Source organism: Streptomyces sp. NPDC058401 (genome assembly GCF_042722885.1).
In the GTDB taxonomy this organism is placed as follows: domain Bacteria; phylum Actinomycetota; class Actinomycetes; order Streptomycetales; family Streptomycetaceae; genus Streptomyces.
The window spans coordinates 1-25,312 of the sequence record NZ_JBHXKA010000117.1 but is presented as its reverse complement, the minus strand read 5'-3'; the positions used below and the strand labels follow the sequence as shown (position 1 = coordinate 25,312).

At 73.6% G+C, this 25,312-nt stretch carries 21 protein-coding genes; 15 read left to right on the top strand and 6 right to left on the bottom strand.

The window, feature by feature from the left end; translation table 11 throughout:
• From ACFWNV_RS31250 to nudC, 4 genes are all read left to right on the top strand, one after another.
• The coding region (locus ACFWNV_RS31250) for a PD-(D/E)XK nuclease family protein (protein ID WP_383953542.1) at positions 1–2,309 on the top strand (2,309 nt) is incomplete at its 5' end.
• 707 nt (positions 2,310–3,016) lie between these two features.
• Entirely contained in the window at positions 3,017–6,865 is a 3,849-nt protein-coding gene (locus tag ACFWNV_RS31245; RefSeq protein WP_383953544.1) for a UvrD-helicase domain-containing protein, read from the top strand.
• Between the two features lie 10 nt (positions 6,866–6,875).
• On the top strand, positions 6,876–8,285 hold the full coding sequence (locus ACFWNV_RS31240; protein WP_383953540.1) for a dipeptidase: 1,410 nt from the start codon (positions 6,876–6,878) through the stop codon (positions 8,283–8,285).
• Positions 8,286–8,378: 93 nt separating this feature from the next.
• Complete coding sequence (gene nudC / locus ACFWNV_RS31235; RefSeq protein WP_383953538.1) at positions 8,379–9,332, top strand: NAD(+) diphosphatase; 954 nt, start codon at positions 8,379–8,381, stop codon at positions 9,330–9,332.
• A 97-nt stretch (positions 9,333–9,429) separates the two neighbouring features.
• Here nudC and ACFWNV_RS31230 read toward each other — a convergent pair whose 3' ends face one another.
• A complete protein-coding gene (locus ACFWNV_RS31230; RefSeq protein ID WP_383953536.1) occupies positions 9,430–10,272 on the bottom strand; it encodes an aldo/keto reductase in 843 nt (280 codons plus the stop codon).
• 123 nt (positions 10,273–10,395) lie between these two features.
• Complete coding sequence (locus ACFWNV_RS31225) at positions 10,396–10,656, bottom strand: mycoredoxin (protein ID WP_266904728.1); 261 nt, start codon at positions 10,654–10,656, stop codon at positions 10,396–10,398.
• Between the two features lie 224 nt (positions 10,657–10,880).
• Between ACFWNV_RS31225 and ACFWNV_RS31220 the strand changes: the two genes are divergently transcribed.
• The 5 genes from ACFWNV_RS31220 (at position 10,881) to ACFWNV_RS31200 (ending at position 14,752) form a co-directional block, all read left to right on the top strand.
• The gene (locus ACFWNV_RS31220) at positions 10,881–13,046 is read left to right on the top strand and encodes an ATP-dependent DNA helicase UvrD2 (RefSeq protein WP_383953534.1); all 2,166 of its coding nucleotides are present in this window, start codon (positions 10,881–10,883) and stop codon (positions 13,044–13,046) included.
• Between the two features lie 169 nt (positions 13,047–13,215).
• On the top strand, positions 13,216–13,563 hold the full coding sequence (locus tag ACFWNV_RS31215) for a hypothetical protein (protein ID WP_383953532.1): 348 nt from the start codon (positions 13,216–13,218) through the stop codon (positions 13,561–13,563).
• A 168-nt stretch (positions 13,564–13,731) separates the two neighbouring features.
• Positions 13,732–14,106, top strand: a complete 375-nt coding sequence (locus tag ACFWNV_RS31210; protein ID WP_266881030.1) for a WhiB family transcriptional regulator — start codon at positions 13,732–13,734, stop codon at positions 14,104–14,106.
• Positions 14,103–14,435 (top strand): hypothetical protein, encoded by a 333-nt coding sequence (locus ACFWNV_RS31205; RefSeq protein WP_327304659.1) that lies wholly within the window; start codon positions 14,103–14,105, stop codon positions 14,433–14,435. The genes ACFWNV_RS31210 and ACFWNV_RS31205 overlap by 4 nt, the downstream gene beginning before the upstream one ends.
• A 110-nt stretch (positions 14,436–14,545) precedes the next feature.
• Positions 14,546–14,752 (top strand): hypothetical protein, encoded by a 207-nt coding sequence (locus ACFWNV_RS31200; protein WP_243336061.1) that lies wholly within the window; start codon positions 14,546–14,548, stop codon positions 14,750–14,752.
• Positions 14,753–14,823: 71 nt separating this feature from the next.
• Here ACFWNV_RS31200 and ACFWNV_RS31195 read toward each other — a convergent pair whose 3' ends face one another.
• Positions 14,824–16,155, bottom strand: a complete 1,332-nt coding sequence (locus ACFWNV_RS31195; protein WP_383953529.1) for an ABC1 kinase family protein — start codon at positions 16,153–16,155, stop codon at positions 14,824–14,826.
• A 225-nt stretch (positions 16,156–16,380) separates the two neighbouring features.
• On the opposite strand from ACFWNV_RS31195, the gene ACFWNV_RS31190 reads away from it, so the two are divergent.
• Positions 16,381–16,647, top strand: coding sequence for a hypothetical protein (locus ACFWNV_RS31190; RefSeq protein WP_383953527.1), 267 nt, complete (start codon positions 16,381–16,383; stop codon positions 16,645–16,647).
• A 5-nt stretch (positions 16,648–16,652) separates the two neighbouring features.
• On the opposite strand, the gene ACFWNV_RS31185 is transcribed toward ACFWNV_RS31190, so the two are convergent.
• Entirely contained in the window at positions 16,653–17,759 is a 1,107-nt protein-coding gene (locus ACFWNV_RS31185; protein WP_383953525.1) for a TOMM precursor leader peptide-binding protein, read from the bottom strand.
• 138 nt (positions 17,760–17,897) lie between these two features.
• Between ACFWNV_RS31185 and ACFWNV_RS31180 the strand changes: the two genes are divergently transcribed.
• From ACFWNV_RS31180 to ACFWNV_RS31165, 4 genes are all read left to right on the top strand, one after another.
• Positions 17,898–18,521 (top strand): M48 family metallopeptidase, encoded by a 624-nt coding sequence (locus tag ACFWNV_RS31180; RefSeq protein ID WP_383953523.1) that lies wholly within the window; start codon positions 17,898–17,900, stop codon positions 18,519–18,521.
• 139 nt (positions 18,522–18,660) lie between these two features.
• Complete coding sequence (locus ACFWNV_RS31175; protein WP_383953521.1) at positions 18,661–20,295, top strand: TerD family protein; 1,635 nt, start codon at positions 18,661–18,663, stop codon at positions 20,293–20,295.
• Between the two features lie 29 nt (positions 20,296–20,324).
• Positions 20,325–21,005 (top strand): AIM24 family protein, encoded by a 681-nt coding sequence (locus ACFWNV_RS31170; RefSeq protein WP_215026307.1) that lies wholly within the window; start codon positions 20,325–20,327, stop codon positions 21,003–21,005.
• 17 nt (positions 21,006–21,022) lie between these two features.
• Positions 21,023–21,778 (top strand): AIM24 family protein, encoded by a 756-nt coding sequence (locus ACFWNV_RS31165; protein WP_383953519.1) that lies wholly within the window; start codon positions 21,023–21,025, stop codon positions 21,776–21,778.
• Positions 21,779–21,863: 85 nt separating this feature from the next.
• Here ACFWNV_RS31165 and ACFWNV_RS31160 read toward each other — a convergent pair whose 3' ends face one another.
• Together ACFWNV_RS31160 and ACFWNV_RS31155 are read right to left on the bottom strand one after the other, a co-directional pair.
• Entirely contained in the window at positions 21,864–22,388 is a 525-nt protein-coding gene (locus tag ACFWNV_RS31160; RefSeq protein WP_383953517.1) for an NUDIX hydrolase, read from the bottom strand.
• Complete coding sequence (locus ACFWNV_RS31155) at positions 22,385–23,797, bottom strand: zinc-dependent metalloprotease (RefSeq protein WP_383953515.1); 1,413 nt, start codon at positions 23,795–23,797, stop codon at positions 22,385–22,387. Before ACFWNV_RS31155 ends, ACFWNV_RS31160 begins: the two co-directional genes overlap by 4 nt.
• A gap of 192 nt (positions 23,798–23,989) precedes the next feature.
• Between ACFWNV_RS31155 and ACFWNV_RS31150 the strand changes: the two genes are divergently transcribed.
• Positions 23,990–25,153: an SDR family oxidoreductase gene (locus ACFWNV_RS31150; RefSeq protein ID WP_375950464.1), complete on the top strand. Its 1,164-nt coding sequence runs from the start codon at positions 23,990–23,992 to the stop codon at positions 25,151–25,153.
• Positions 25,154–25,312 lie beyond the last annotated feature (159 nt).

Genomic DNA, 25,312 nt, shown 5'->3' with positions numbered 1-25,312 from the left:
CCGGCTCCGCCGGGGCTGAGGGCGTGCCCGGCGACGGTGTCGCAGCGAGCGGTCTCGCCGGCACCCCTGAGGCGGCCGCCGTTCTTGCCGCCGAGGGCGGCCCCAGGCCGGCCGGCCCGGAGGCCGGGCTCTCCGGCGGAGTCGAGGGTGTGCTCGGTGCCGTAGGCGACGGTGGGGGCGAGCTTGCTCGCAGTTTTGGGGTGGGCGGGCGGGAGACGTCCCCCGGCGCCGCGGGCGGCCCCGGCTCCGGCTCCGCCGATGCCCCCGCCACGGGCGGCCCTGGCTCCGGCTCCGCCGATGCCCCCGCCGCGGCGCCGGGCACGCTCCTCGACGGAGTCGGGGCCGCTGCCGGCGCCGCAGACGGCACCGACCGGTCCGGCGGCGGGGCCGGCCCCGGATCCGGCGAGCTCGCCGCAGGCGAAGCGTGGATCGGGGTCGAGGCCGCGCTCGTGCTGCTGTCCTCGCCGCTCGGCGGGATGGACGCCGCCGACCTGCGCCGCCTCGGCCGCGCGCTGCGCGACGAGGAGCGGGCCGCGGGGATCAAGACCCCCGCGCCCTCCGACGTCCTCCTCGCCAGAGCCCTCGCGGAGCCCGAGCGGCTCGTCGCCCACGACCCCGCCTACGCCCGCGGAGCGCAACGCCTCGGCCTGCTGCTGCGCAAGGCCCGCGAGCTGCTGATCGGCGGCGGCACCGCCGAGGAGGTCCTGTGGACCCTCTGGGACGGCACCCCCTGGCCACAGCGCCTCGAACGCAGCGCCCGCCGCGGCGGCCCCGCCGGCCGCAACGCCGACCGCGACCTCGACGCCGTCTGCGCGCTCTTCGAAACCGCCGCCCGCGCGGAGGAACGTACCGGCGGCCGCGGCGCCCTCAACTTCCTCGAACAGCTCGAAGCCGAGGACATCGCCGGAGACACCCTCACCCCCCGCGCCGTCCGCCGCGACGCCGTCCGCCTCATGACCGCGCACCGTTCCAAGGGCCTGGAGTGGGGACTCGTCGTCGTCGCGGGCGTCCAGGAAGGGCTCTGGCCCGACCTGCGCCGCCGCGGCTCCCTCCTGGAAGCCGACCGCATCGGCCGCGACGGCCTCGCCGAGCCCCTCACCCCCGGCGCGCTCCTCGCCGAGGAGCGCCGCCTCTTCTACGTCGCAGCCACCCGCGCCCGCGACCGCCTCGTCGTCACCGCCGTCAAGGCCCCCGCCGAGGACGGCGACCAGCCCTCCCGCCTCCTCACCGAGCTCGGGGTCCCCGTCAAGGACGTCACCGGCCGCCCCCGCCGCCCCCTCGCCGTCCCCGCGCTCGTCGCGGAACTCCGCGCCACCACCGTCGACCCCGACGCCTCGCCCGCCCTGCGCGACGCCGCCGCCCGCCGCCTCGCCCGGCTCGCCGTGCTCACCGACGACGAGGACCGCCCGCTGGTCCCCGCCGCGCACCCGCAGCGCTGGTGGGGGCTGTACGAGCCCACCCGCAGCAGCGTCCCGCTCCGCGACCGCGACCACCCGGTCGCCCTGTCCGGCTCCGCCCTGGAGCAGCTCGCCAACACCTGTTCCCTCCAGTGGTTCCTGGGCCGCGAGGTCAAGGCCGACGCCCCCTCCACCGCCGCCCAGGGCTTCGGCAACGTCGTCCACGTCCTCGCCGACGAGGTCGCCTCCGGCCGCACCCCCGCCGACCTCGCCGTCCTCATGGAACGCCTCGACTCCGTCTGGGACTCGCTCGCCTTCGACGCCCCCTGGAAGTCCCGCCAGGAGAAGGACAACGCCCGCGCCGCCCTGGAGCGCTTCCTGCGCTGGCACACCACCGACCGCGGGGGCCGGGAGACCGTGGCCACCGAGCACGACTTCGACGTCACCCTCGAAGCGGGGGAGTACGCCGTCCGGGTGCGCGGCTCCATGGACCGGGTCGAAGCGGACCCGCAGGGCCGCGCGTACGTCGTCGACTTCAAGACCGGCAAGGCCGCGCCGACCGCCAAGGAGGTCGAACGCCACCCGCAGCTCGCCGTGTACCAGCTCGCCGTGCGCGAGGGCGCCGTCGACGAGGTCTTCGAAGGCCTGCGCCCCACGCCGGGCGGCGCCGAACTCGTCCAGCTGCGCCAGGGCGCCGCCCAGCGCGAGGGCGGCGACACGGTGCCCAAGATCCAGGCGCAGCAGGCCCTGGAGGGGGGCGCCCCCGGCGCCTGGGTCGGCGACCTGCTCGCCACCGCCGCCGGCCGGGTCCTCGACGAGCGCTTCGCCCCCGTCCTCGGCAAGCACTGCGACCACTGCTCCTTCCGCGCCTCGTGCAGCGCCCGCCCGGAGGGCCGCCAGACGGTGGAGTAACCCGCGCGGCCCACGCCGCACCGGCGCGGCGAGCACCCGGTCGCGCCGGTCCGGCGGGGTTCCCCGGGCTCCGCCCGGCCCCGGGCGCGCCGGTGTGCCGGGGTTCCCCGGGTTCCGCCCGGCACCCGGGGACGCCGGGGCTCTGCGGGCTCCGCCCGGCACCCGGGCCACCCGGGCGCGCCAGTGCGACGGGCTCCGGCGGGTGCCCCGGGCCGCACGGTCCCGATCACGCGTCCCGCGGCCGTCCCGCGGCGCGGCCCCCTTCAGCCCGTCCGGCGTTTGAGGAACGGGGTCCGGGCGGAGCCCAGGGAACGGTGGAAGGGCGGGTAGGCCGTCTCTTTCGGATCTTGCCGGGCCCGCGACGCCTGGCACCGCACCTGGCCGTGCTGCCGGGGCATTCGAGTACGTCCAGTACGCGGACGCCCCGACAGCACGGCCAGGCACGGCACCAGACGCCGCGGGCTCGGCCGACAAGATCCGAAAGAGACGGCCTGGGGGAATCCGCCCCGCAGGGCCGCCCCGCCCTGCACGGCCGGTGCCACCACCCAAGCTCCCCGCCCAGCCGGGGACCCGCGCTGGGGTGGGCCGCCCCGACCCGGGTACCACCCCGGCCCGGCGGGACCCGCCTGCTCCGGGTGGGCGGGACTGTCAGAGAGGGCGGCTAGCCTTTTCAGGTGTCCGCGCGTCCGTCAGCCCCCCAGGGCCCCGTGCCCCAGGGCCCCGTGCCCCAGGGCCCACAGGTCCTGACCGATCCCGAGCAGCTCAAGGAGCTCCTGGGGATCCCCTTCACGCCCGAACAGATGGCCTGCGTCACGGCCCCGCCCGCCCCGCAGGTCATCGTGGCCGGCGCCGGCTCCGGCAAGACCACCGTCATGGCCGCCCGCGTGGTCTGGCTGGTCGGCACCGGCGCGGTCGCGCCCGAGCAGGTCCTGGGCCTGACCTTCACCAACAAGGCCGCCGGCGAGCTCGCCGAGCGCGTACGGACCGCCCTCGCGAGGGCCGGGATCAGCGACCCCGACCCCTCCCCGGCCGAGGCCGACTCCGCGGGCGGGGAGCCGCGCATCTCCACGTACCACGCCTTCGCCGGACAGCTCCTCAAGGACCACGGCCTGCGCATCGGCCTGGAACCCAGCGCCCGGCTGCTCGCCGACGCCACCCGCTTCCAGCTCGCCGCCCGCGTGCTCCGCGAGGCCCCGGGCCCGTACCCCGCCCTGACCAAATCCGTCCCCGACCTGGTCAGCGACCTGCTCGCGCTCGACGGCGAGCTCTCCGAGCACCTCGTACCCCCCGAGCGGCTGCGCGCGTACGACACGGAGCTCCTCTCCGTGCTCGCGGACGTGAAGCTGAGCAACGAAGACCTGCGCAAGGTCCCCGAAGCGGTCCGCGGCCGCCTCGAACTCCTCGAGCTGGTCTCCCGCTACCGCGCCGCCAAACGCTCCCGCGACCTCCTCGACTTCGGCGACCAGATAGCCCTCTCCGCACGGCTCGCCACCACCCGCCCCGAGGTCGGAGTCCTGCTGCGCGAGGAGTTCCGCGTGGTCCTGCTCGACGAGTACCAGGACACCTCGGTCGCCCAGAGGCTGCTGCTCTCCGGGCTGTTCGGCGGGGGCACCGGGCACGCGGTGACCGCCGTCGGCGACCCCTGCCAGGCCATCTACGGCTGGCGCGGCGCCTCCGTGGCCAACCTCGACGACTTCCCCGAGCACTTCCCCTACGCCGACGGCAGCCCCGCCACCCGCTTCTCCCTCAGCGAGAACCGGCGCAGCGGCGGCCGCCTCCTGGACCTGGCCAACGAGCTCGCCGCCCCGCTGCGCGCCATGCACGAGGGGGTCGAGGCCCTGCGCCCAGCCCCGGGCGCGGAGCGCGACGGCTCCGTCCGGTGCGCCCTGCTGGAGACCCACGCGCAGGAGCTCGACTGGATCGGCGACTCCATCGCCCACCTGGTCCGTACCGGTACGGAGCCGCGCGAGATCGCCGTACTGTGCCGCTCGGGCGGCGACTTCGCACGGATCCAGGCGGTCCTGGTCGAACGCGACGTGCCCGTCGAAGTCGTCGGCCTGTCCGGCCTCCTCCACCTCCCCGAAGTCGCGGACCTCGTCGCCGTCTGCGAGGTCCTCCAAGACCCGGGCGCCAACGCCGCGCTCGTCCGGCTGCTCATCGGGCCGCGCTGGCGGATCGGCGCCCGCGACCTGGCCCTGCTGGGCCGCCGCGCCCGCACCCTGATCTCCCGCTCGCCCTCCTCCGACGGGGACGACGACCGCCTCGCGGCGGCGGTGGAGGGCGTGGACCCGGCGGAGATCGTGTCGCTGGCCGACGCCCTCGAAACCTTCCTGGACGGCGCGGGCCAGTCCGCCCCCGACCAGCTGCCCTTCTCCGCGGCGGCCCGGGTCCGCTTCGCGCACCTCGCCCAGGAACTGCGCGACCTGCGGCGTTCCCTCTCCGACCCGCTGATGGACGTCCTGCACCGGGTCCTGGCGACGACCGGCCTCGACGTGGAGCTGGCCTCGTCCCCGCACGCGCTGGCGGCCCGCCGCCGGGAGACCCTGTCGAGCTTCATGGACGTGGCGGCCGGCTTCGCCTCCCTGGACGGCGAGGCCTCCCTCCTCGCCTTCCTCGGCTTCCTGCGCACGGCGGCCCAGTACGAGAAGGGCCTGGACCACGCACTCCCCGGCGGCGAGAACACGGTCAAGGTCCTGACGGCCCACAAGTCCAAGGGCCTGGAATGGGACGTGGTGGTGGTCCCCGACCTCTCCGAAGGCTCGTTCCCCAAGAACAAGGCCCCGGAGGCCTGGACCTCGTACGCGAAGGTCCTCCCGTACGCCCTGCGCGGGGACGCGCCGACCCTCCCGCCCACCCCGGAATGGACCTCGCCGGGCCTGCGCGCCTTCAAGTCGGCCCTCAAGTCCCACAAGGCCGTCGAGGAACTCCGCCTCGGCTACGTCACCTTCACCCGCCCGCGCTCCCTCCTCCTGGCCTCCGGCCACTGGTGGGGCCCGACGCAGAAGAAGCCGCGCGGCCCGTCCTCCTTCCTGACCGCCCTGTACGAACACTGCGCCGCGGGCCACGGCGAGATCGAAGCCTGGGCCGACACCCCGTCCCCGGATGCCGAAAACCCTGCCCTCTCCACGGACACCACCCCGGACCACTCCTGGCCCCTCCCCCTGGACCCCGCCTCCCTCACCCTCCGCCGCGAAGCCGCCACCCTGGTCGAGTCCTACCTCCACCCCCCGCGCCAAACCCACACACCACCCCCGCCCCACCCCACCCCCCCGCCCCAGGACCCCTACCTCTGGCCCCCCCACTGCGAAGACCCCACCTACGACGAAGAACCCCCATACCCGGACCCGACGCCCACCCCGCGGCCGACAGGCCCGGCCGGGCCCGCCGCCGCAGGCGGAAGCCCGCAGGGGGGCCGGGGCGCAGCCCCGGTTTCGGGAAGGGGCGGGGCGGGGGAAGAAGAAGCCCCCCCGACCCCGGACGACCTGTGGCCCGAGGACGGGACCGGTGACGGCGACTGGGCCGCGGCCCACCCCCGCCCGCGCCCCGCCGCGCCCGGAGGCGACCCGGGCCTGTGGCCCGAGTTCGAGGATGAGGACGGCGACGGCGCCCGGGCCGAGTCCACCCCCCGCCCGCGCCCCACCGCGCCCGGTGGCGACCAAGACCTGTGGCCCGAGTTCGGGGATGAGGACGGGGGTAGCGCCCGGGCCGAGCCCACCCCCCGCCCGCGCCTCGCCGCGCCCGAGGGCGACCCGGACCTATGGCCCGAGGACGACCCCGCAGCCCCGGCCAGCCGGCAGACGCCCCGCCTCACCCCCGAGGACGCACGCGCCATCGCCTCCTGGGACCGTGACCTCGACGCCCTGGAGGGCGAGCTCCGCCGTGCCCGCGAGGCGGTCCGCGACGTGGAGCTCCCGTCCGCGCTCTCCGCCAGCCAGCTGCTCCGCCTCGCCTCCGACGAGCAGGGCTTCGTACGCGACCTCGCCCGTCCCATGCCCAAGCCCCCGCAGCCCGCCGCCCGCCAGGGCACCCGGTTCCACGCCTGGGTCGAGTCCCGCTTCGAGGAGCTCCCGCTGCCCCACCTCGACGTCCTCGACCCGCTCACCGACCTTCCCGGGGCGGCCGCGGGGGACGCCTCGGACCAGGACATCGCCGACGAGGCCGACCTCGACTCCCTCAAGGCGGCCTTCGACCGGAGCCCGTACGCCGACCGGACCCCGTACCGCATGGAGGCCCCGGTCCAGCTGACCCTCGCCGGCCGGGTGATCCGCGGCCGGATCGACGCCGTCTACCGCATCCCGGACGCGGACGGCGGCGGCTACGAGATCGTCGACTGGAAGACCGGCCGCACCACCGAGGCCGACCCCCTCCAGCTGGCCGTCTACCGCCTGGCCTGGGCCGAAGCCACGAACACCCCTCTCGCCCAGGTCACGGCCGTGTTCCTGCACGTCCGCAGCGGCCGCGTCATCCGCCCCCGCAACCTCCCCGACCGGGCGCGTCTTGAGCAGATCCTCCAAGGCAAAACGGACACGGAAGGTGACCGTCGAACAGACGGCTAGGCTCGTGGGCATGAGCGACACCCCGGCGGACAGCGTCGTCCGCACGTACATCGACACACACCGCGCGGCCTTCCTCGACGACCTCGCCGACTGGCTGCGCATCCCCTCCGTCTCGGCCCAGCCCGAGCACGCGGACGACGTACGGCGCAGCGCCGACTGGCTGGCCGCGAAGCTCAAGGAGACCGGTTTCCCGGTCGCCGAGGTCTGGCAGACGGCCGGCGCGCCCGCCGTCTTCGCGGAGTGGCCGAGCGAGGACCCGGCCGCCCCGACCGTCCTCGTGTACGGGCACCACGACGTGCAGCCCGCCGCCCTCGCCGACGGCTGGCACACCGACCCGTTCGAGCCGGTGATCAAGGACGGCCGGATGTACGGGCGCGGCGCCGCCGACGACAAGGGCCAGGTCTTCTTCCACACCCTCGGTGTCCGGGCCCACCTCGCCGCGACCGGCGCGTCCGCCCCCGCCGTGCACCTCAAGCTGATCGTCGAGGGCGAGGAGGAGTCGGGTTCCCCGCACTTCCGCGCCCTCGTGGAGCGCGAGGCGGCCCGCCTCGCCGCCGATGTCGTGATCGTCTCCGACACCGGCATGTGGTCCGAGACCACCCCCACCGTCTGCACCGGCATGCGCGGCGTGGCCGACTGCGAGATCGACCTGTTCGGCCCGGACCAGGACATCCACTCGGGTGCTTTCGGCGGCGCCGTGCCCAATCCGGCCACCGTCGCCGCCCGCCTCGTCGCGGCCCTGCACGACGCGGACGAGCGGGTCACGATCCCCGGCTTCTACGACAACATCGCCGAGCTCACGGACGCGGAGCGCGAGCTGATCGCCGAGCTCCCCTTCGACGAGGCCGAGTGGCTCCGTACGGCCAAGTCGTACGCGGCCTCGGGCGAGGCCGGGTACTCCACGCTGGAGCGCGTCTGGGCCCGCCCGACCGCCGAGGTCAACGGCATCGGCGGCGGCTACCAGGGCCCCGGCGGCAAGACCATCGTGCCCGCCTCGGCGCACCTGAAGCTGTCGTTCCGCCTGGTCTCCGGACAGGATCCGTACGAGGTCGAGACGGCCGTCACGGCCTGGGTCGCGGAGCGCGTCCCGGCCGGAATCCGGCATTCCATCACCTTCGGCGCCCCGACCCGGCCGTGCCTGACCCCGCTGGACCACCCGGCGCTGCAGTCCGTCGTCCGCGCCATGAGCAGGGCCTTCGGGCAGAAGGTCCGCTTCACCCGCGAAGGCGGTTCGGGGCCGGCGGCCGACCTCCAGGACGTGCTGAACGCCCCCGTCCTCTTCCTCGGGATCTCCGTACCCTCCGACGGCTGGCACTCGCCGAACGAGAAGGTCGAGCTCGAACTGCTCACCAAGGGGGTCGAGACGGCCGCCTACCTCTGGGGCGACCTGGCCGCCCACTGGAAGCCGGCGTCCTCCTGAGCGCGCCCCACGCGCCACCGCACGCGCCGCCGCACCCGCCACCGCACACCCGTCCGTCCTGCTGAGCCTGCCTGTGTCCCACCACCGGGGGAGTTGGAAGTACCTGTGAGCACCCATACCGAGTCCGAGCGTCCGATCTCGCTGGCCGCGCCCAGCGGAATCGACCGCGCCGCGCACCACCGCCTCGACGAGGCGTGGCTCGCCGCGGCCTGGAGCCACCCCAGCACCCGCGTCTTCGTGGTCTCGGGCGGCCAGGTCCTGATCGACGACACCCCCGACGGCGGCACCGCGATCGTGATGACCCCGGCCTTCGAGGCCCCGGTCACCGAGACCCACCGGTACTTCCTGGGGACCGACGAGGACGGCGTACGGTACTTCGCGCTGCAGAAGGACTCGCTGCCCGGCCGCATGGACCAGTCGGCCCGCCCGGCCGGCCTGCGCGAGGCCGGAATGCTGCTCTCCGCCCGGGACGCCGGACTGATGGTGCACGCGGTGGCGCTGGAGAACTGGCAGCGCATGCACCGCTTCTGCTCTCGCTGCGGCGAGCGCACGGTGGTCGCCGCGGCCGGCCACATCCGCCGCTGCCCGGGCTGCGGTGCCGAGCACTACCCGCGGACCGACCCGGCCGTGATCATGCTGGTCACGGACGACCAGGACCGCGCGCTGCTGGGCCGCCAGGTGCACTGGCCGGAGGGGCGCTTCTCCACCCTCGCGGGGTTCGTGGAACCGGGCGAGTCGATCGAGCAGTCGGTCATCCGCGAGGTCTGGGAGGAGGCGGGCGTCAAGGTCGGCGACGTCGACTACGTCGCCAGCCAGCCCTGGCCGTTCCCGTACAGCCTGATGCTGGGCTTCACGGCGCGCGCCGTCACCTTCGACATCGAGGTCGACGGCGACGAGATCCAGGAAGCCCGCTGGTTCTCCCGCGACGACCTGCGCACGGCGATCGAGGCCGGCGAGGTCCTCCCGCCGGCGGGCATCTCCATCGCGGCCCGCCTGGTCGAGCTCTGGTACGGCAAGCCCCTCCCGAAGCCGGTCACGACCGGCTGACGCGCTCCGCCCGGCGGGCCCGGCCCGGACACCGGTGAAGGCCCCCGCTCCGGCGGGGGCCTTCACCGGTCTCGCGTCGCCCGTCTCGCGTCGTCCGTCAGGCCGTGCCGCCGGCCAGCCGGTCGAGGCGGGTGCGCTGGGCTTCGGTCAGCCGGAGGCCCTCCGCGGCGAGGTTCTCCTCCAGGTGCGCGATCCGGGACGTGCCCGGGATCGGCAGGACGACCGGCGAACGGCCGAGCAGCCAGGCCAGCGCGACCTGCGTGGGAGTGGCTCCGAGCTCGGCGGCCACGGCGGCCACCTCGGCCGTCGCCCCGGACTGCCCCCAGGCCACGGTGGCCCAGGGCAGGAACGCGATGCCCGCCGCCTCACAGGCCGCGAGCACCGGCTCGTGCGTCCGGTCGAGCAGGTTGTAGCGGTTCTGCACGCTCGCGATCTCGACGATCTCCCGGGCCGCGGCCAGCTCGCCGACGGTGACCTCCGAGAGCCCGATCCGGCCGATCTTGCCCTCGGTACGCAGCTCCCGCAGCGTGCCCAGCTGGTCGGCGAGCGGCGTCCGCGGGTCGAGGCGGTGCAGCTGGAGCAGCTCGATCCGCTCCACGCGCAGCCGGCGCAGCGCCTGCTCGACCTGCTCGCGCAGCGCGGCCGGCCGTCCGTCGGTCATCCACTCGCCCGACGGGACCGAACGGCCGATTCCGACCTTGGTGGTGACGAGCACCCAGTCCGGGTAAGGGTGCAGGGCCTCGGCCAGCAGCTCCTCGTTGGCGCCCCAGCCGTACATGTAGGCGGTGTCGATCAGCGTGACGCCCAGCTCGACGGCCCGCCGGAGCACCGCGGACGCGTTCTCCCGGCCCGGCCCCGGGTCCGTGGACAGGCGCATCGCCCCGAACCCGAGCCTGCGCACTTCCAGATCCCCGCCGATGCGGAACACGGTCGTACTCACGTGCCGATTCCTCCCCCTTGATCAACGCGATCAAGGGGCCAAGCTAACAGGCCGGTTGACCGCTCCCGGGGACGCAGAAGCCCCCGCCTGGGCGGGGGCCTTCCGTGCGTGGTGCTCAGCACATCAGACGGCGAGGGCCTGCTTGACCTGGGCCAGGCTCGGGTTCGTCATGACCGACTCGCTGCCCGCGGCGGAGGTGACGAGGACGGTGGGAACCGTCTGGTTTCCGCCGTTCGCCTTCTCCACGAACGCTGCGGACTCGGGGTCGAGCTCGATGTTGATCTCGGTGTAGGCGATGCCTTCCCGGTCCATCTGGCTCTTCAGCCGACGGCAGTAGCCGCACCAGGTCGTGCTGTACATCGTGACCGTTCCCGCGTCCTGCATGCTGCGCTCTCCATTCGTGGGTGCTCGTTGGTCCGATTGGCCCGAGGGATTGAACGTACGGGACCGCGCACCCATTCCCGGAGCGGGGCCGTACCCGCCCCGGTAGGGCCGTACCCCGCCCCGGTAGGGCCCTGCTCCGGTACGACCATGTTCATGTCTGACGGACGGGGGCGGCCTGTGGACGGATTTCCCGGCCTCCCCACGAGACCTGGCAGCATGGCGGGGTGACATCAGCAACGCACTCCTCATCCATCACGCCCGGCGCCGACTCGGCCGACGCGGTGCTCCTGGGCCTGGACCCGGAGCAGCGCGAGGTCGCGACGACCCTGCGCGGGCCGGTGTGCGTGCTCGCGGGCGCCGGCACGGGCAAGACCCGGGCGATCACCCACCGCATCGCCTACGGGGTCCGCTCCGGCCAGCTGATGCCGGCGAGCGTGCTGGCCGTCACGTTCACCAACCGCGCCGCGGGCGAGATGCGCGGCCGCCTGCGCGAGCTGGGCGCGGGCGGCGTGCAGGCGCGGACCTTCCACTCCGCCGCCCTGCGCCAGCTCCAGTACTTCTGGCCCAAGGCGGTCGGCGGCGACGTGCCCCGGCTGCTGGAACGCAAGATCCAGTTCGTCGCCGAGGCGGGCGCGCGCTGCCGCATCCGCCTCGACCGGGGCGAGCTGCGCGATGTCACCGGCGAGATCGAGTGGGCGAAGGTCACGCAGACGGTGCCCGCCGACTACCCGGCGGCCGCCCGCAAGTCCGGCCGCGAGGCCCCCCGGGACCTGGCCGAGATCGCCCAGATCTACGGGACGTACGAGCAGCTCAAGCGCGACCGCGGCATGATCGACTTCGAGGACGTGCTGCTCCTCACCGTCGGCATCCTGCAGGACCGCCACGACATCGCCGAACAGATCCGCACCCAGTACCAGCACTTCGTCGTCGACGAGTACCAGGACGTCAGCCCGCTCCAGCAGCGGCTGCTGGACCTCTGGCTCGGCGAGCGCGACACCCTCTGCGTGGTCGGCGACGCCAGCCAGACGATCTACTCCTTCACCGGCGCCACCCCCGACCACCTGCTGAACTTCCGCACCAAGTACCCGCAGGCCACCCTGGTCAAGCTGGTCCGCGACTACCGCTCCACCCCCCAGGTGGTCCACCTGGCCAACGGGCTCCTCGCCCAGGCCAAGGGCCGCGCCGCCGAGCACCGCCTGGAGCTGGTCTCCCAGCGCGAGACCGGCCCCGACCCGGTCTACGCCGAGTACACCGACGAGCCCGCCGAAGCCGAGGGCATCGCCCACCGGGTCCGCGACCTCGTCGCGGCCGGCGTCCCGGCGGGGGAGATCGCCGTGCTCTACCGCATCAACGCCCAGTCCGAGGTCTACGAGCAGGCCCTCGCCGACGCCGGAGTCCCCTACCAGCTGCGCGGAGCCGAGCGCTTCTTCGAGCGCGCCGAGGTCCAGAAGGCGATCCTCGCCCTGCGCGGAGCCGCCCGCTCCGGCGGCAACGACCGGCTGCTCGACGACGTCGTGGAGCTCGGATCCCAGGTCCGGGCCGTCCTCAGCTCCACCGGCTGGACCAGCGCACCGCCCGCCGGCTCCGGCGCCGTCCGCGACCAGTGGGAATCGCTGGCCGCGCTGGTCCGGCTCGCCGAGGACTTCGCCCGCGCCCGGCCGGCCGCGACCCTGGCCGACCTGACGGTCGAGCTGGACGAGCGCAAGGCCGCCCAGCACGCCCCGACCGTCCAGGGCGTCACCCTGGCCTCGCTGCACGCGGCCAAGGGCCTGGAGTGGGACGCCGTGTTCCTCGTGGGCCTGACCGACGGCATGATCCCGATCACCTATGCGAAGACCGACGAGCAGGTGGAGGAGGAGCGCCGGCTGCTCTACGTCGGCGTCACCCGCGCCCGGCACCACCTGACGCTCTCCTGGGCCCTCTCGCGGACTCCGGGCGGCCGCGGGTCCCGGCGCCCCAGCCGGTTCCTGAACGGCCTGAGGCCGGGCTCCCTGGCGCCGGGAAGCAGGCCGGGCGGTCCGGTCGAGCCGGGGGCCCGCAAGCGGACCCGCCGCGGCCCGGCCGTGTGCCGGGTCTGCCGCAAGACGCTGACCGACGCCGGCGAGCTGAAGCTGATGCGCTGCGAGGACTGCCCTTCGGACATGGACGAAGGGCTCTACGAGCGGCTGCGCGACTGGCGCGCCGTCCAGGCGAAGGAGCAGGGCATGCCCGGCTACTGCGTCTTCACGGACAAGACGCTGATGGCCATCGCGGAGGCCTCGCCCTCGCAGGAGGGAGAGCTCTCGATGATCTCCGGCGTGGGTGCCCGCAAGCTCGAGCGGTACGGAGCCGACGTGCTGGCCATCTGTGCAGGTGAGGACCCTGGGACGGAAGATCCTGACGACGCGTAGAAACTCGTCGGAAAAATAGTTTGCACATGCCCAGCGAAGCCCCATAGGTTCTTAGCAACGGAAACGGTGGCTTCTCCGAAGCCCCCGATTCGTGCTGTACTTATCCGAATACGCATGGGACCAGGCCTCCGGGCCGAAGTCCCCGAGACGCCGAGAGGAGGCGAGACCAGTGACCAGCTTCATCACCACCACCAAAATGACCGATCGCTCGGTCGCCGCTTCCTGCACCCTCGGCTCCTCCACGCTCCTCGCCCTCACGGGTACCGGCCTCCCGGGTACCGGTCTGTCCGCCATTTGCGCCGACAGCCCCGTCCTGCCCGGCGCGCTGCCGGTCAGTGAGCGCAATGAGCGACGGACCAAGGCACCGGTGGCAGTACTGGCAGCAGAAGCCCAGGCGCATGGCGCTTATGCCTTTGCGGCCGCAGCCGGTGCCGGATCCCAGACGAAGCAGACGAAGACGCAGCACCACCTGATGTGGGCCTACCGCGGGCTCGAACCCTGGAGTGATCCAGTCTGATCTGAAGATCAGACCGGCGCCTTCAGGGCCGCGGAACCCCACCCGGGATCCGCGGCCCTTCTGTTTGTCCCCGAACAGGGGACGACGGACCGAAGGGGCGAGGTACCCCAGCCGCCCCCGGCCGACCGGCCGGAACGACTAGACGAACAAGACGAGGAACAAACCACCGTGCAACTCGAAGCGCACGCCCCGTCCGTACCGAAGACCCAGACCCTCTCCCCGCCCGCAGTAGTCCCGGAGGACTCCACCTTGACTCCCCTCACCGCGCTGACCGCGCTCGACGACGCCATCGAGAACCTCGGCGTACCCGTTGCCTGTCGCACCTACGACCCCGAGGTCTTCTTCGCCGAGTCCCCGGCCGACGTCGAGTACGCGAAGTCCCTCTGCGGCACCTGCCCGCTGGTCGAGGCCTGCCTCGCCGGTGCGCTGGAGCGCCGCGAGCCCTGGGGTGTCTGGGGAGGCGAGCTCTTCGTCCAGGGTGTCGTCGTCGCCCGGAAGCGTCCCCGTGGCCGTCCGCGCAAGAACCCGGTTGTCGCTGCATGACCGCCAACGGAACCATCGACCGCCCCCTCACGCACGACCCCCTGAAGCAGGCCCTCATGTCCCCCCACGCCACCACGAGCGAGCAGCCGCACGGCGCCGCCACCGCAGACTTCATCACCGCCGGCGCGAACACCTCGCGTCAGAACAGGACCCGCGAAATGCAACTCATCCCAGAAGCCCTGGCTCGTGCCCATATGGACGACCGCATGCGTGAGGTCGACGCCGAGCGTCGCGCCGTACGCCTGGTCGCCGCGCGGCGCATGCAGCGTCGGGCCGAGCGCGTCTCGCTGCGCGCCCGGCGCGCGCTGGCCATGGCCGTCATGCACTGATCGAGAGCTCGAGACAGCTCTGAAGAACCACCGGGGGACCGGCCCGAACGGGCCGGTCCCCCGGTGCGTTGCGGACCGCCCACCGGGCCCCGCGGGGATATCGTCTGGAGGTGGACCAGCCGACTCCCCACCCGGCACCGCCGGGAACCGAGGCCCCGCCCGTCGTCTGCGCGCGCTGCGGCGCCCAGTCCCCGGCCGGCGCCCCGCCCACCTGGACCTGCTCCGTGGAGAACGGGACCAGACAGTACTTCTGCGTCGACTGCGCGCGTGCGAACCTCCGCGCCATCGAAGGCCGCCTCGACTCCGCCTGGTGGTGAACGCCCGCCCGGGAGCGCCCGCCGCCGGGCGGCTCAGCCCTCGCCGGGCGGCTCAGTCCGCGCCGGGTGGCTCAGCCCTCGTCGGGCAGGAACCCGGGCAGCCAGGAATCCAGTTCCTCGCGGAGCCTGACCGTGGCGCCCAGCTGACACAGCACCCCGATGGTGCTCAGCGTCACCCGGTGGATCAGCAGATAGGACGGCGGAAGATTGATCTGCCGGCCCAACTGGTGCGCGGGGGAGCGGGGATCGGCGATCCGCGCGGCCTGGCCGCGCAGCCAGGTCCGGGTGAAGGTGAACTCCTCGGCCTCCGCCGGTTCGAGCATCGGCCGCAGGTAGTCGAGGACCGCCTCGGCCTCCAGCTCGATCGACTCGCGCACGAACCCCTCCGCGCGCAGGTGCCCGTAGACCCCCTCGGCGTCGGCGTCCAGGGCCATCCGCAGTGAGCGGCCGATGGGCTTGGGCCAGCCGCCGGGCAGCCGGTCGACCGTCCCGAAGTCCAGTACGCCCAGCCGCGTCCGGCCGTCGGCCCCGGAGACCAGCCGGAAGTTGCCCGGGTGCGGATCGGCGTGCAGCAGACCGGTGCGCGCGGGTCCGGAGAAGAGGAACCGGGCCAGCAGCTGCCCTGCGCGGTCGCGCTCCTCCGGGGTGCCGTCGGCTATCACCTCCGACAGCGGGGTCCCCTCGATCCACTCGGTCACCAGCACCTGGTCGCCCTGGTGCACCACGTCCGGCACGACCACGTCCTCGTCGCCGTCGAAGGCGTCCGCGTGCGTCCGCTGGGCCTCGGCCTCCAGCTCGTAGTCCAGCTCCTCCGAGACCCGGTCGCGCAGCTCCTTGATCAAGGGCTTGATGTCCATGCCGGGGATGAGCGGCCCCAGCAGCCCCGCGAACCGGCTCAGCTGCTTCAGGTCCGACAGCAGGGCCTCGCCGGCCCCCGGGTACTGGACCTTGACCGCCACCTGGCGGCCGTCGTGCCACACCGCCCGGTGCACCTGCCCGATCGAGGCCGCCGCCGCCGGCTTGTCCTCGAACTCCTCGAACAGCTCCCGCCAGTCCGCCCCGAGTCGCTCCGCCAGCACCTGGTGCACGGTGGCCGCGGGCAGCGGCGGGGCTGCCTCCTGGAGCTTCGTCAGCGCGGCCCGGTAGGGTCCGGCGACCTCCTCGGGCAGCGCCGACTCGAAGACCGAGAGCGCCTGGCCGAACTTCATGGCGCCCCCCTTCAGCTCGCCGAGCACCCGGAACAGCTGCTCGGCCGTGCGCTGCTGGAGCTCACGCGCCACGATCTCCGCCGACTTGCCGCCGATCCGCTTGCCGAGCCCCCAGGTGGCCCGGCCCGCTATGCCGAGCGGCAGCGCGGCCAGCTTGACGGTACGGGTGACCGCCTTCCGGGGAAGATCAGACATGAGCCCCTCCAATTCCCAGACAGCCGAGCCGCAAGCGACGGTTCGGGGGAGCCCCCCGAAGGCCTTCCCGGCCAAAGGCATCCTGTCATGACCCCCTGCGCCCACCCCGTCCGAGTGTCCTGCCCGGAACCCGGCGGGAATCCACCGGTCGGCGGACGGCGGCCGCCCCCATGGGACAGCATGGCGGTGGAGCGGGCCGCGCAATACCGGTGGAAGGGCTGGGGGATGGCGGGACGGGAACCTTCGAGGCAGGAACTGATCCGGCGGCGCCGTTCCGTCGGTTTCATCGGCAGACAGAGCGAGGCCGACGCCTTCCGGGAAGCCCTCAGACAGCCCCCGGAGGAAGCGGCGCAGTTCCTCTTCCACATCCGCGGCCCCGGCGGTGTGATCTTCAACCTGCGCAGCCTCGTAGCCGTCGTCCCGTCGGCCGGGCCCCGCATCGAAGGGTTCTGCCGGGTGCTTGAGGCGGGACTCGCGGCGGAGCCCCAGTAGCCCCCTCATGCCCCTACCCCCTGCCCCGCCGGGACCTTCGAGGCCGCGCACGGGCAGTCGGGGTGCGGGTGGACCGGGGTGGACTGCCAGTCGAGGGTCGGGAGGGAGGCTTCCCAGCGGGTGGCGGTGGAGGCGGGGAGTTCGCCGTCGAGGAAGGACAGGGCGTGGGCCGCGGCCAGGCCGGCGACGGCGGTGGACAGGCCCAGGTCGCAGGCGGCGGCGGTGCGGCGGCGGTGGGCCGAGCGCCACTGGACCAGCATGCGCGGCCAGGCCGGGTCCCGCTCGATCCGGTCGCGCTCCATGCAGCCGGCGCAGGCCGTGGCTCCGGGCAGGACCAGGGGGCCCACCAGCCCGGTGCCCTCCAGTACCCCCGCGTAGAGGTGAGGGGTGCCCGTGGTGATCCAGTCGGCCGCCGTCTGGGGGTCGGGGGCCCAGGACTGCAGGCCGTCGCGGGGGGCGACCACCACCAGGGCGAGCCCCGGCTCCGGCCCCTCGCTCTCCCCGGTCCGCGGCCCGCGTCCGGGGGCAGCGTCGCGGACCGCCGTCCGTGCGGCCTCGGCGCGCAGCCGTCCCACGCTGCCGGGGCCCAGACCGCCGGGTGCCACGTCCGCGGGCTGCGTGCGGCCCCCGTCGAGCACCTCGACCCGGCCGATGCCCGCTCCCGCCAGGACCGAGGCGATCACCGCGCCCACCCTGCCGCTCCCGCGCACCTGAACCCGTATCACCCGGCGGGCGGCGACACCCTGTAAGTCCCCGCCCGGCCGGGGGCGGACCAGGGACAGCGACCCCAGGTCCGGGCCGAGCCGCTCCAGGGTTTCCGGCCGGTCCCGCACCGCCTGGGCGAGGGGGCCGCCCGCGGTGGCGTCGTCGAGCAGTCCGGCCGCCGCCAGCCTGCGCACCACCTCGTCGACCCGGCCGTCCGGGAGGCCCATCCGCTTGCCCTCCGACCGGAGCAGTTCCATGCCCCGGGTCCCGTCGATCAGGTCGAGGAGCGAGCCCGTCGCCGTGTCCACCGGCCCGAGCACCACCGCGTGGGCGGGCGTCACACCGAATTGCACCGTGTGCAGATCCCGCCAGGCCCGTGCCAGCGCCGGCTTCACCTTCGGATACATCGCGGCCTCCCTCGATTCGCGGCCCGATTCACGCACCGCGTTCCGGTGCTGCCGCATCGCTTTCCGAAAGATTGCCCGGTCGCCGAAAAGCCTGCGCAACTTTGTCCACAGGTGAGGGGTATTAGGTATATGAAATGAATGGTGCCGCCGACTGCGCAACGGTTCGTGTCCGACCCGGGGAGGGGTGGGACTTCCGCCGCGGCGAGCGGGTACCGTCGTGGCGTGTCCGCCGATCCACCGCAGCGCCCTGTCGAAGTCCGCCGGAGCGCACGCCGCCGCAGGACCGTATCCGCCTACCGCGAGGGTGATCGTACGGTCGTCCTCATCCCTGCCCGGATGTCCGAGGCCGAGGAGAAGCGCTGGGTGGGCGTCATGCTCGACAAGCTGGCGGCGCAGGAGAGCAAGCGCACCCTCGGGGACGCGGAGCTCGCCGAACGCGCCGAGCGCCTGTCCGAGCAGTACTTCGGTGGCCGCGCCCGCCCCCGCACGGTCCGCTGGGTCACCAATCAGAACACCCGCTGGGGTTCCTGCACCCCGGCCGAGGGCAGCATCCGGCTCTCGCACCGCATCCAGGGGATGCCGGAGTACGTCGTCGACTACGTGCTGCTGCACGAGCTGGCGCACCTCCTCGTGCCCGGGCACGGACCCAGTTTCTGGGAGCTGCTGGAGGCCTATCCGCGCACCGAGCGGGCGCGCGGGTACCTCGAGGGGATCGTCGCCGCAGAGCGGCTTCCGAAGGTTCCGGCCGCCCGCGAGGAATGATCCGCATTTACCCGCTATTTGTCCGGGATGTCACACCTCGTGATATGTACCGGGTCGGTACCGACTTGGCCGGATGTCCGAGGTTGGCGTTAGCCTGAGCGGCACGCATTCACAGTCGGGATGGGGGACGGTCTTACGTATGGCCAGGGAATTCCAACGCGGTCACAAGGCCAAAATCAGTGATCTGACGGCGGGCACGGACCTCTACGTGGGTGTCCAGATCGCCGGGCCCGGGCTCGCCATCGACATCAGCTGCTTCGGCCTCGACGCCGACGAGCAGCTCTCGGACGACCGCTACTTCGTCTTCTTCAACCAGCCGAAGTCGCCGGAGGAGTCGATCCAGCAGCTCGGCACGCAGGCCGGCGACACGGAATCCTTCCGGGTGACCCTGGACCGCATTCCGGCCAACATCCACAAGCTCTCCTTCGCCGCCTCGATCGACGGCGCCGGACAGATGTCGCAGATCGGCCCCGGCTACATCCGCGTCGTCGCGGGTGGCGAGGAGGTCGTCCGCTACTCCTTCTCGGGCTCGGAGTTCAGCACCGAGCGCGCGCTGATGATCGGCGACTTCTACCTCAAGGACGTGTGGCGCTTCGCCGCCGTCGGCCAGGGCTTCGACGGCGGGCTCGCCGCGCTGCTCCAGAACTTCGGCGGCGAGGTAGCCGAGGAGGAGCAGCCCGCGGCGCAGGCGCAGGTCCCGGCCGGTGCGCCCGGCTTCGCCCCGCCCCCGCAGGCCGCCGCCCCGGCGCCGTCCTTCGGTGCTCCCGCCCAGGCGCAGCCCCCGGCCCCGGCGCCCTCCTTCGGCGCGCCGCCCCAGGCCCCGGCGCCCGCCCAGGCCCCCGCCCAGGTCCCGGCCCCCGCGCCGTACCAGCAGCCCGTCCACGCGGCCCCCACCATGGCCGCACCGATGGGCACCCCGCTGGCCCCGCCCGCCCCCGCGCCCTACGGGCAGGTCCCGCCGCCCGCCCCGGCCCCCGCGCCGTACGGGCAGCAGCCGCAGCCCTCGTACGGCCAGGTCCCCGGCCAGCAGCAGCCCCCGTACGGCCAGCAGCCCGGCTACGGGCAGCAGCCCCAGGGCTACGGCCAGCCCCCGCAGGCGGTTCCCGCCGCCGGAGCCGGACTCGCCGCCGCCCTCCAGCCGTACAAGGAAGCGCCCACCGGCGCCCGCTGGACCCCGCAGAACCAGCAGCTCATGCGCGTCGACCTGGCCATGGGCGGCCAGCCCGTCCTCGCCCGCCAGGGCAGCATGGTGCTCTACCAGGGCAAGGTCGACTTCAGCTACAAGGGCGCGGGCTTCGCCGGCCGCGTCGTCGGCAACGCCACCGGCCAGGAGATGCAGCTGATGCGCTGCTCCGGCCGCGGCCAGGTCTTCCTCGCGGAGACCGGAGCCCACCTGCACGCCATCGAGCTCCAGGGCGACGGCATCTGCGTCTCCGCCGAGAACGTCCTCGCCTTCGACGAGTCGCTCCAGCACGAGATCCGCCGCATCGAGGGCCACGGCATCCCGGGCGGCGCCCTGTTCACCATGCAGTTCCAGGGCACCGGCACGGTGATCGTCAAGACGCACGGCGTGCCCGTCGTCCTGCCCGTCACCCCGACCACCTTCGCGGACAGCAACGCCATCGTCGCGTGGTCCTCCGCCGCCCAGGTGATCATCTCCAGCCAGGTCCGGCTGCGCCGCAACGCCTACCCCGGCCACAGCGGGGAGACCGTGAACCTCCAGTTCCGCGGTGCTCCCGGCAACTTCATCGTCGTCCAGCCGTACGAGGTCTGAGGGAGCCCCACATGAATGCCATGAACGCAATGAACCAGCAGCTCGCGGGCTACGCCCCGACCCCCGTCACGGCCCGCATGGAGAACCACGGCCGCGCGATGCTCAAGGTCGCCATGCAGAGCGGCCAGGACCTCTTCGCGCGCACCGGATCGATGGTCGCCTACGAGGGCTTCGTGCAGTACGAGCCCAACCCGCCGGCCGTCCGCCAGATGGCCTCGCAGTGGCTCACCGGCGAAGGCGCCCCGCTCATGAAGTGCACGGGCGACGGCCTGCTCTACCTCGCCGACTACGGCGCGGACGTAGTCGTGATCAACCTCAACAACGACTCGCTCTCCGTCAACGGCACCAACCTGCTCGCCTTCGACGCCCACCTCCAGTGGGGCGTCGAGCGGGTCAAGGGCATGGCCAAGTTCGCCGGCCAGGGCCTGTTCAACGTGTCGGTCGCCGGCACCGGCTGGGTCGCGATCACCTCGCGCGGCACGCCGATCGTGGTCGACTGCGGCCGCGGCGAGGACGAGACCTACGTCGACCCCGACGCGCTCGTCGCCTGGTCCCCGAACCTCAAGGTCAAGGGCAAGCGCAGCTTCAAGGCCTCGTCGATGATCGGCCGGGGCAGCGGGGAGGCCTACCAGATGGCCTTCTCCGGCCAGGGCATCGTCGTCGTACAGCCCAGCGAGGACAGCACCGACCGGCTCCGGGCCCGGGGCTGAGGGGGAGAAGACACACCATGCAGAGCTCACTTTTCGCCCACGCCGAGGCGCAGACCCAGGAGCGGTACGCCGTCCAGAACCCGCAGCTGCTGCGGGTCTCGCTGAGCGGCTCCGACGACGTGCTCGCCCGCAAGGGCGCGATGGTCGCCTACCAGGGGATCATCGACTTCGACGGCGAGTACCAGAGCACCACCCAGCGCAATGCCCGCGCCCGCACCGGTGAGGGCCTCGACCTGATGCGCTGCTCCGGACAGGGCACGGTCTACCTGGCCAACCTGGCGCAGTACGTGCACGTCGTGGACGTGGACCAGGAAGGCCTCACGGTCGACAGCAGCTACGTGCTGGCCCTGGACTCCACCCTGCACACCGAGGCCATTGCGGTGGACAGCCAGTACGGGATCTCCGGCTCCGGCAAGTACCAGCTCAACATCACCGGCCGCGGCAAGGTCGCGCTGATGACCTCCGGGCAGCCGCTGATGATGCAGGTCACGCCCGACAAGTACGTCAACGCCGACGCGGACGCCATCGTCGCCTGGTCCACCTCGCTGCGCGTGCAGATGCAGGCCCAGACGCACTCCACCGGCGTGTGGCGCCGCCGCGGCAACACCGGCGAGGGCTGGGAGCTCAGCTTCCTCGGCACCGGCTTCGCCCTGGTCCAGCCCAGCGAGGCGCTCCCGCCGCAGAACGCCCAGATCGGGCAGGGCGCGGCCGCGCAGTTCGGCATGGGCCAGCAGGGTGCCCACGCGCAGAACCAGAACAACGCCTGGAACTGATCCGGGTACGGACGGACACGGCGACGGACACGGCGAAGGGGCGGCACCGCATCGGCGGGCCGCCCCTTCCCCGTGTCCCGCCGGCTCAGAGCCGTGCGAGCGTCGCCTCCAGCAGCCGCACCACCGAGGTGTCGGCCACCTCCGCCACCTGCGCGTACGGGAACCAGCGCAGGTCCAGCGACTCGTCGCTGATCGCTTCGAGCGCACCGGCGGGCGCCAGCACCGCGTACTGCACGTCCAGGTGCCAGTTGCACGGACCCGGGATCGGGTGCCGGTCCAGGCGCACCGGACCGCCGGGCACCAGGGTCAGCCCGGCGGTGATGCCGGACTCCTCGCGGGCCTCGCGCATCGCCGCGTCGGCGAGGGTGGCGTCACCCTCCTCGCAGTGCCCGCCCATCTGGAGCCACATGCCCAGCTTCTTGTGCAGGGTCAGCAGGACGCGCTCGCGCTCCGGGTCGATCACCAGCGCGCTGCCGGTGACGTGACCGGCCCGGCAGGGCTTGTAGACCCCGTCGGGATGGGCGGCCAGGTGCTCCAGGTAGACGTCGCGCAGTTCGGGCTGGCCCTCGTACCCCTTGAGGACGAGGACCGCGTTTTCGTGCAGGCTCACTTGGTGTCGTCGCCGTCCTGTTCGCGCTTCTGGGCGGCCTCGCCCAGCATCTTGTCGATCTCGGAGAAGTCCAGCTGCTCGCGGTGCACGAACCCGTCCGGGTCGTCCAGGTCGGAAGCGGTCGGCAGCATGTCCGGGTGCTCCCACAGCCCGTCGCGCCCGTCCACGCCGCGCGCGTCGGTGAGCGAGGCCCACAGCCGGGAGGCGTCGCGCAGCCGGCGCGGCCGCAGCTCCAGCCCGATCAGCGTCGCGAAGGTCTGCTCCGCCGGCCCGCCCGAGGCGCGCCGCCGGCGCATGGTCTCGCGCATGGCGTCGGCCGAGGTCAGCCGGGGCTTGGCGGCCTCGTGCACGACCGCGTCCACCCAGCCCTCGACCAGCGCGAGCGCCGTCTCCAGACGGGCCAGCGCGGCCTTCTGCTCGGGGGTGTCCTGCGGCTGGAACATGCCGCCCTGGAGGGCTTCCTGCAGCTGCTCCGGGTTCGACGGGTCGAGCTGGCCGACCACGTCCTCCAGCTTCGAAGTGTCGACCTTGATGCCCCGGGCGTACCCCTCGACCGCGCCGAAGAGGTGCGAGCGCAGCCACGGCACGTGCGCGAAGAGCCGCGCGTGGGCGGCCTCGCGCAGGGCCAGGTACAGCCGTACCTCGTCGGAGGACACGCCCAGGTCCTTGCCGAAGCTCTCGATGTTCAGCGGCAGCAGGGCGGCCTTGCCGGCCGGGCCCAGCGGGAGCCCGATGTCGGTCGAGCCCACGACCTCACCCGCGAGGGTGCCCACGGCCTGGCCGATCTGCTGGCCGAACATGGCCCCGCCCATGGAGCGCATCATGCCGAGCAGCGGGCCCGCCATGGCCTGCATCTCCTCGGGCAGGACGCCGCCCATGGCCGCGCCGACGCGCTCGGCGACCGGGTCCACGAGCTCCTTCCACACCGGCAGGGTCGCCTCGACCCATTCGGCGCGGCTCCACGCCACGGCCGTCGAGGCGCCCGACGGCAGCGAGGTGACGTCGTCGAGCCAGTGGTCGGCGAGGCGCACGGCCTCCTCGACCGCCGACTTCTCGGCGATGCCCACACTGGCGTCCTTGACCCCGTCCGGGGTGCCCTGGGCCACGGTCTGGCGCGCGATGTCCTTGGCCATGTCCCAGTTGACCGGACCGCCCTCGTAGCTCAGCATCTGGCCGAGCTGCTGGAAGGCGGCGCCGAGGTCGTTCGGGTTCATGGAACCGAACATGGCCGCGAAGGGGTTGTCGGCGTCGCCGGGGCCGCCGGGGCCGCCGGAGCCGCCGGACCCGCCGGTGCCGAACCCGAACGGATTCGGGCCGCTCTGACCGCCCTGGTTGCCCTTCTTCTTGCCCTCGTCGCCGTTGTCCGGCTCCTCGGGCGGAAGGCCGAATCCGAATGGGGTGTCGCTCACGGGTTTCCTCGGCTCGTAGGGCCGCCGGCGGGAGCCGGCGGGCAATGGTTCGACAACACCACCCAGCGTAGACACCAGACCCGCTTCCGGGCTCGGTGCTCCGCTGACTCCTGGGCTGCGGCAGGATGGACATCAACTGGTCGGTGCGCGTCACGGCGCGTCCCTACTGAAGACAACCGCTGGAGACGCCTGGTGAGTTCCCCAGATCCGCACGCTTTGGACGAGCAGGGCCCGGAAAACCGCCCTGAGCACGGCGAGGACGCCCAGGGCGTTCGCCGGACGCGAAACCCGGGCGGGTCCGCGCGCCGAGGCCCCGTGATCGCGGTGACCGGCGCCGCCTCGGGGGTCGGGGCGGCCCTGGTCGCCAGGCTCGCCGCCTCCGAGGAGGTCAAGCAGGTCGTCGCGATCGACGAGCGGCGCGGGGACTGCACCGACGCGCAGTGGCACCTGCTGGACGTACGGGACCCCGCGATCGCGGAGAAGCTGCGCGGCGCGGACGTCGTGGTGCACCTGGCCCTCGACCTCGACCTGGAGACGGACCCGGCGGCCCGTACGGCGTACAACGTACGGGGGACCCAGACCGTGCTCACCGCCGCCGCGGCGGCCGGAGTGCACCGGGTCGTGCTCTGCACCTCGGCCATGGTCTACGGGGCCCTGCCGGACAACGACATCCCGCTCTCGGAGGACGCCGAGCTGCGGGCCACCGCCGAGGCGACCGGCGTCGGCGACCTGCTGGAGATCGAGCGGCTGGGCCGCCGGGCCCCGCGCGCGCACCCCGGCCTGAACGTCACCGTGGTCCGCCCGGCCGTCCTGGTCGGCGGCACGGACACCGCCCTGACCCGCTACTTCGAGTCCCCGCGCCTGCTGGTCGTGGCGGGCTCCCGCCCGACCTGGCAGTTCTGCCACGTCGAGGACCTGGTCAGCGCACTGGAGTACGCGGCCCTGGAGAAGGTCGAAGGAGAGCTGGCGGTCGGCTGCGAGGGCTGGCTCGAACAGGAGGAGGTCGAGGAGCTGAGCGGCATCCGCCGCATGGAGCTCCCCTCCGCGGTGGCGCTGGGCGCGGCGGCCAGGCTGCACCGGATCGGCCTCACCCCGTCCCCGGCCGGGGACCTCGCGTACACGATGCACCCGTGGGTGGTCAGCGTCAGCCGGCTGCACGCGGCGGGCTGGCGGCCGCGCTGGACCAACGAGGAGGTGCTGGCGGAGCTCCTCCAGGAGGTCGCGGGCCGGCACACCGTCGCGGGGCGCCGGCTGGGCCGCAAGGACGCCACGGCCGCGGGTGCGGCGGGGGCGACGGTCGCGCTGCTGGGCGCCGCCGCCGCGATCCGCGCCGCGCGCCGGCGCCGGGGCATCTGACCCCGCCCGGGCTCGGGGCCGGCCGGGGCGCGGCCTCCGGTGCGGCGCCGCTACCGGGGGGGGGGCCGGCCCCCCCCCCCCCCCCGCCGGCCCCCCCCCCCCGGGGGGGGTGGGGTGGGGGCGCGCGCGCCCGGCCCGCGCCCGGGCCTGAGAGAGGGG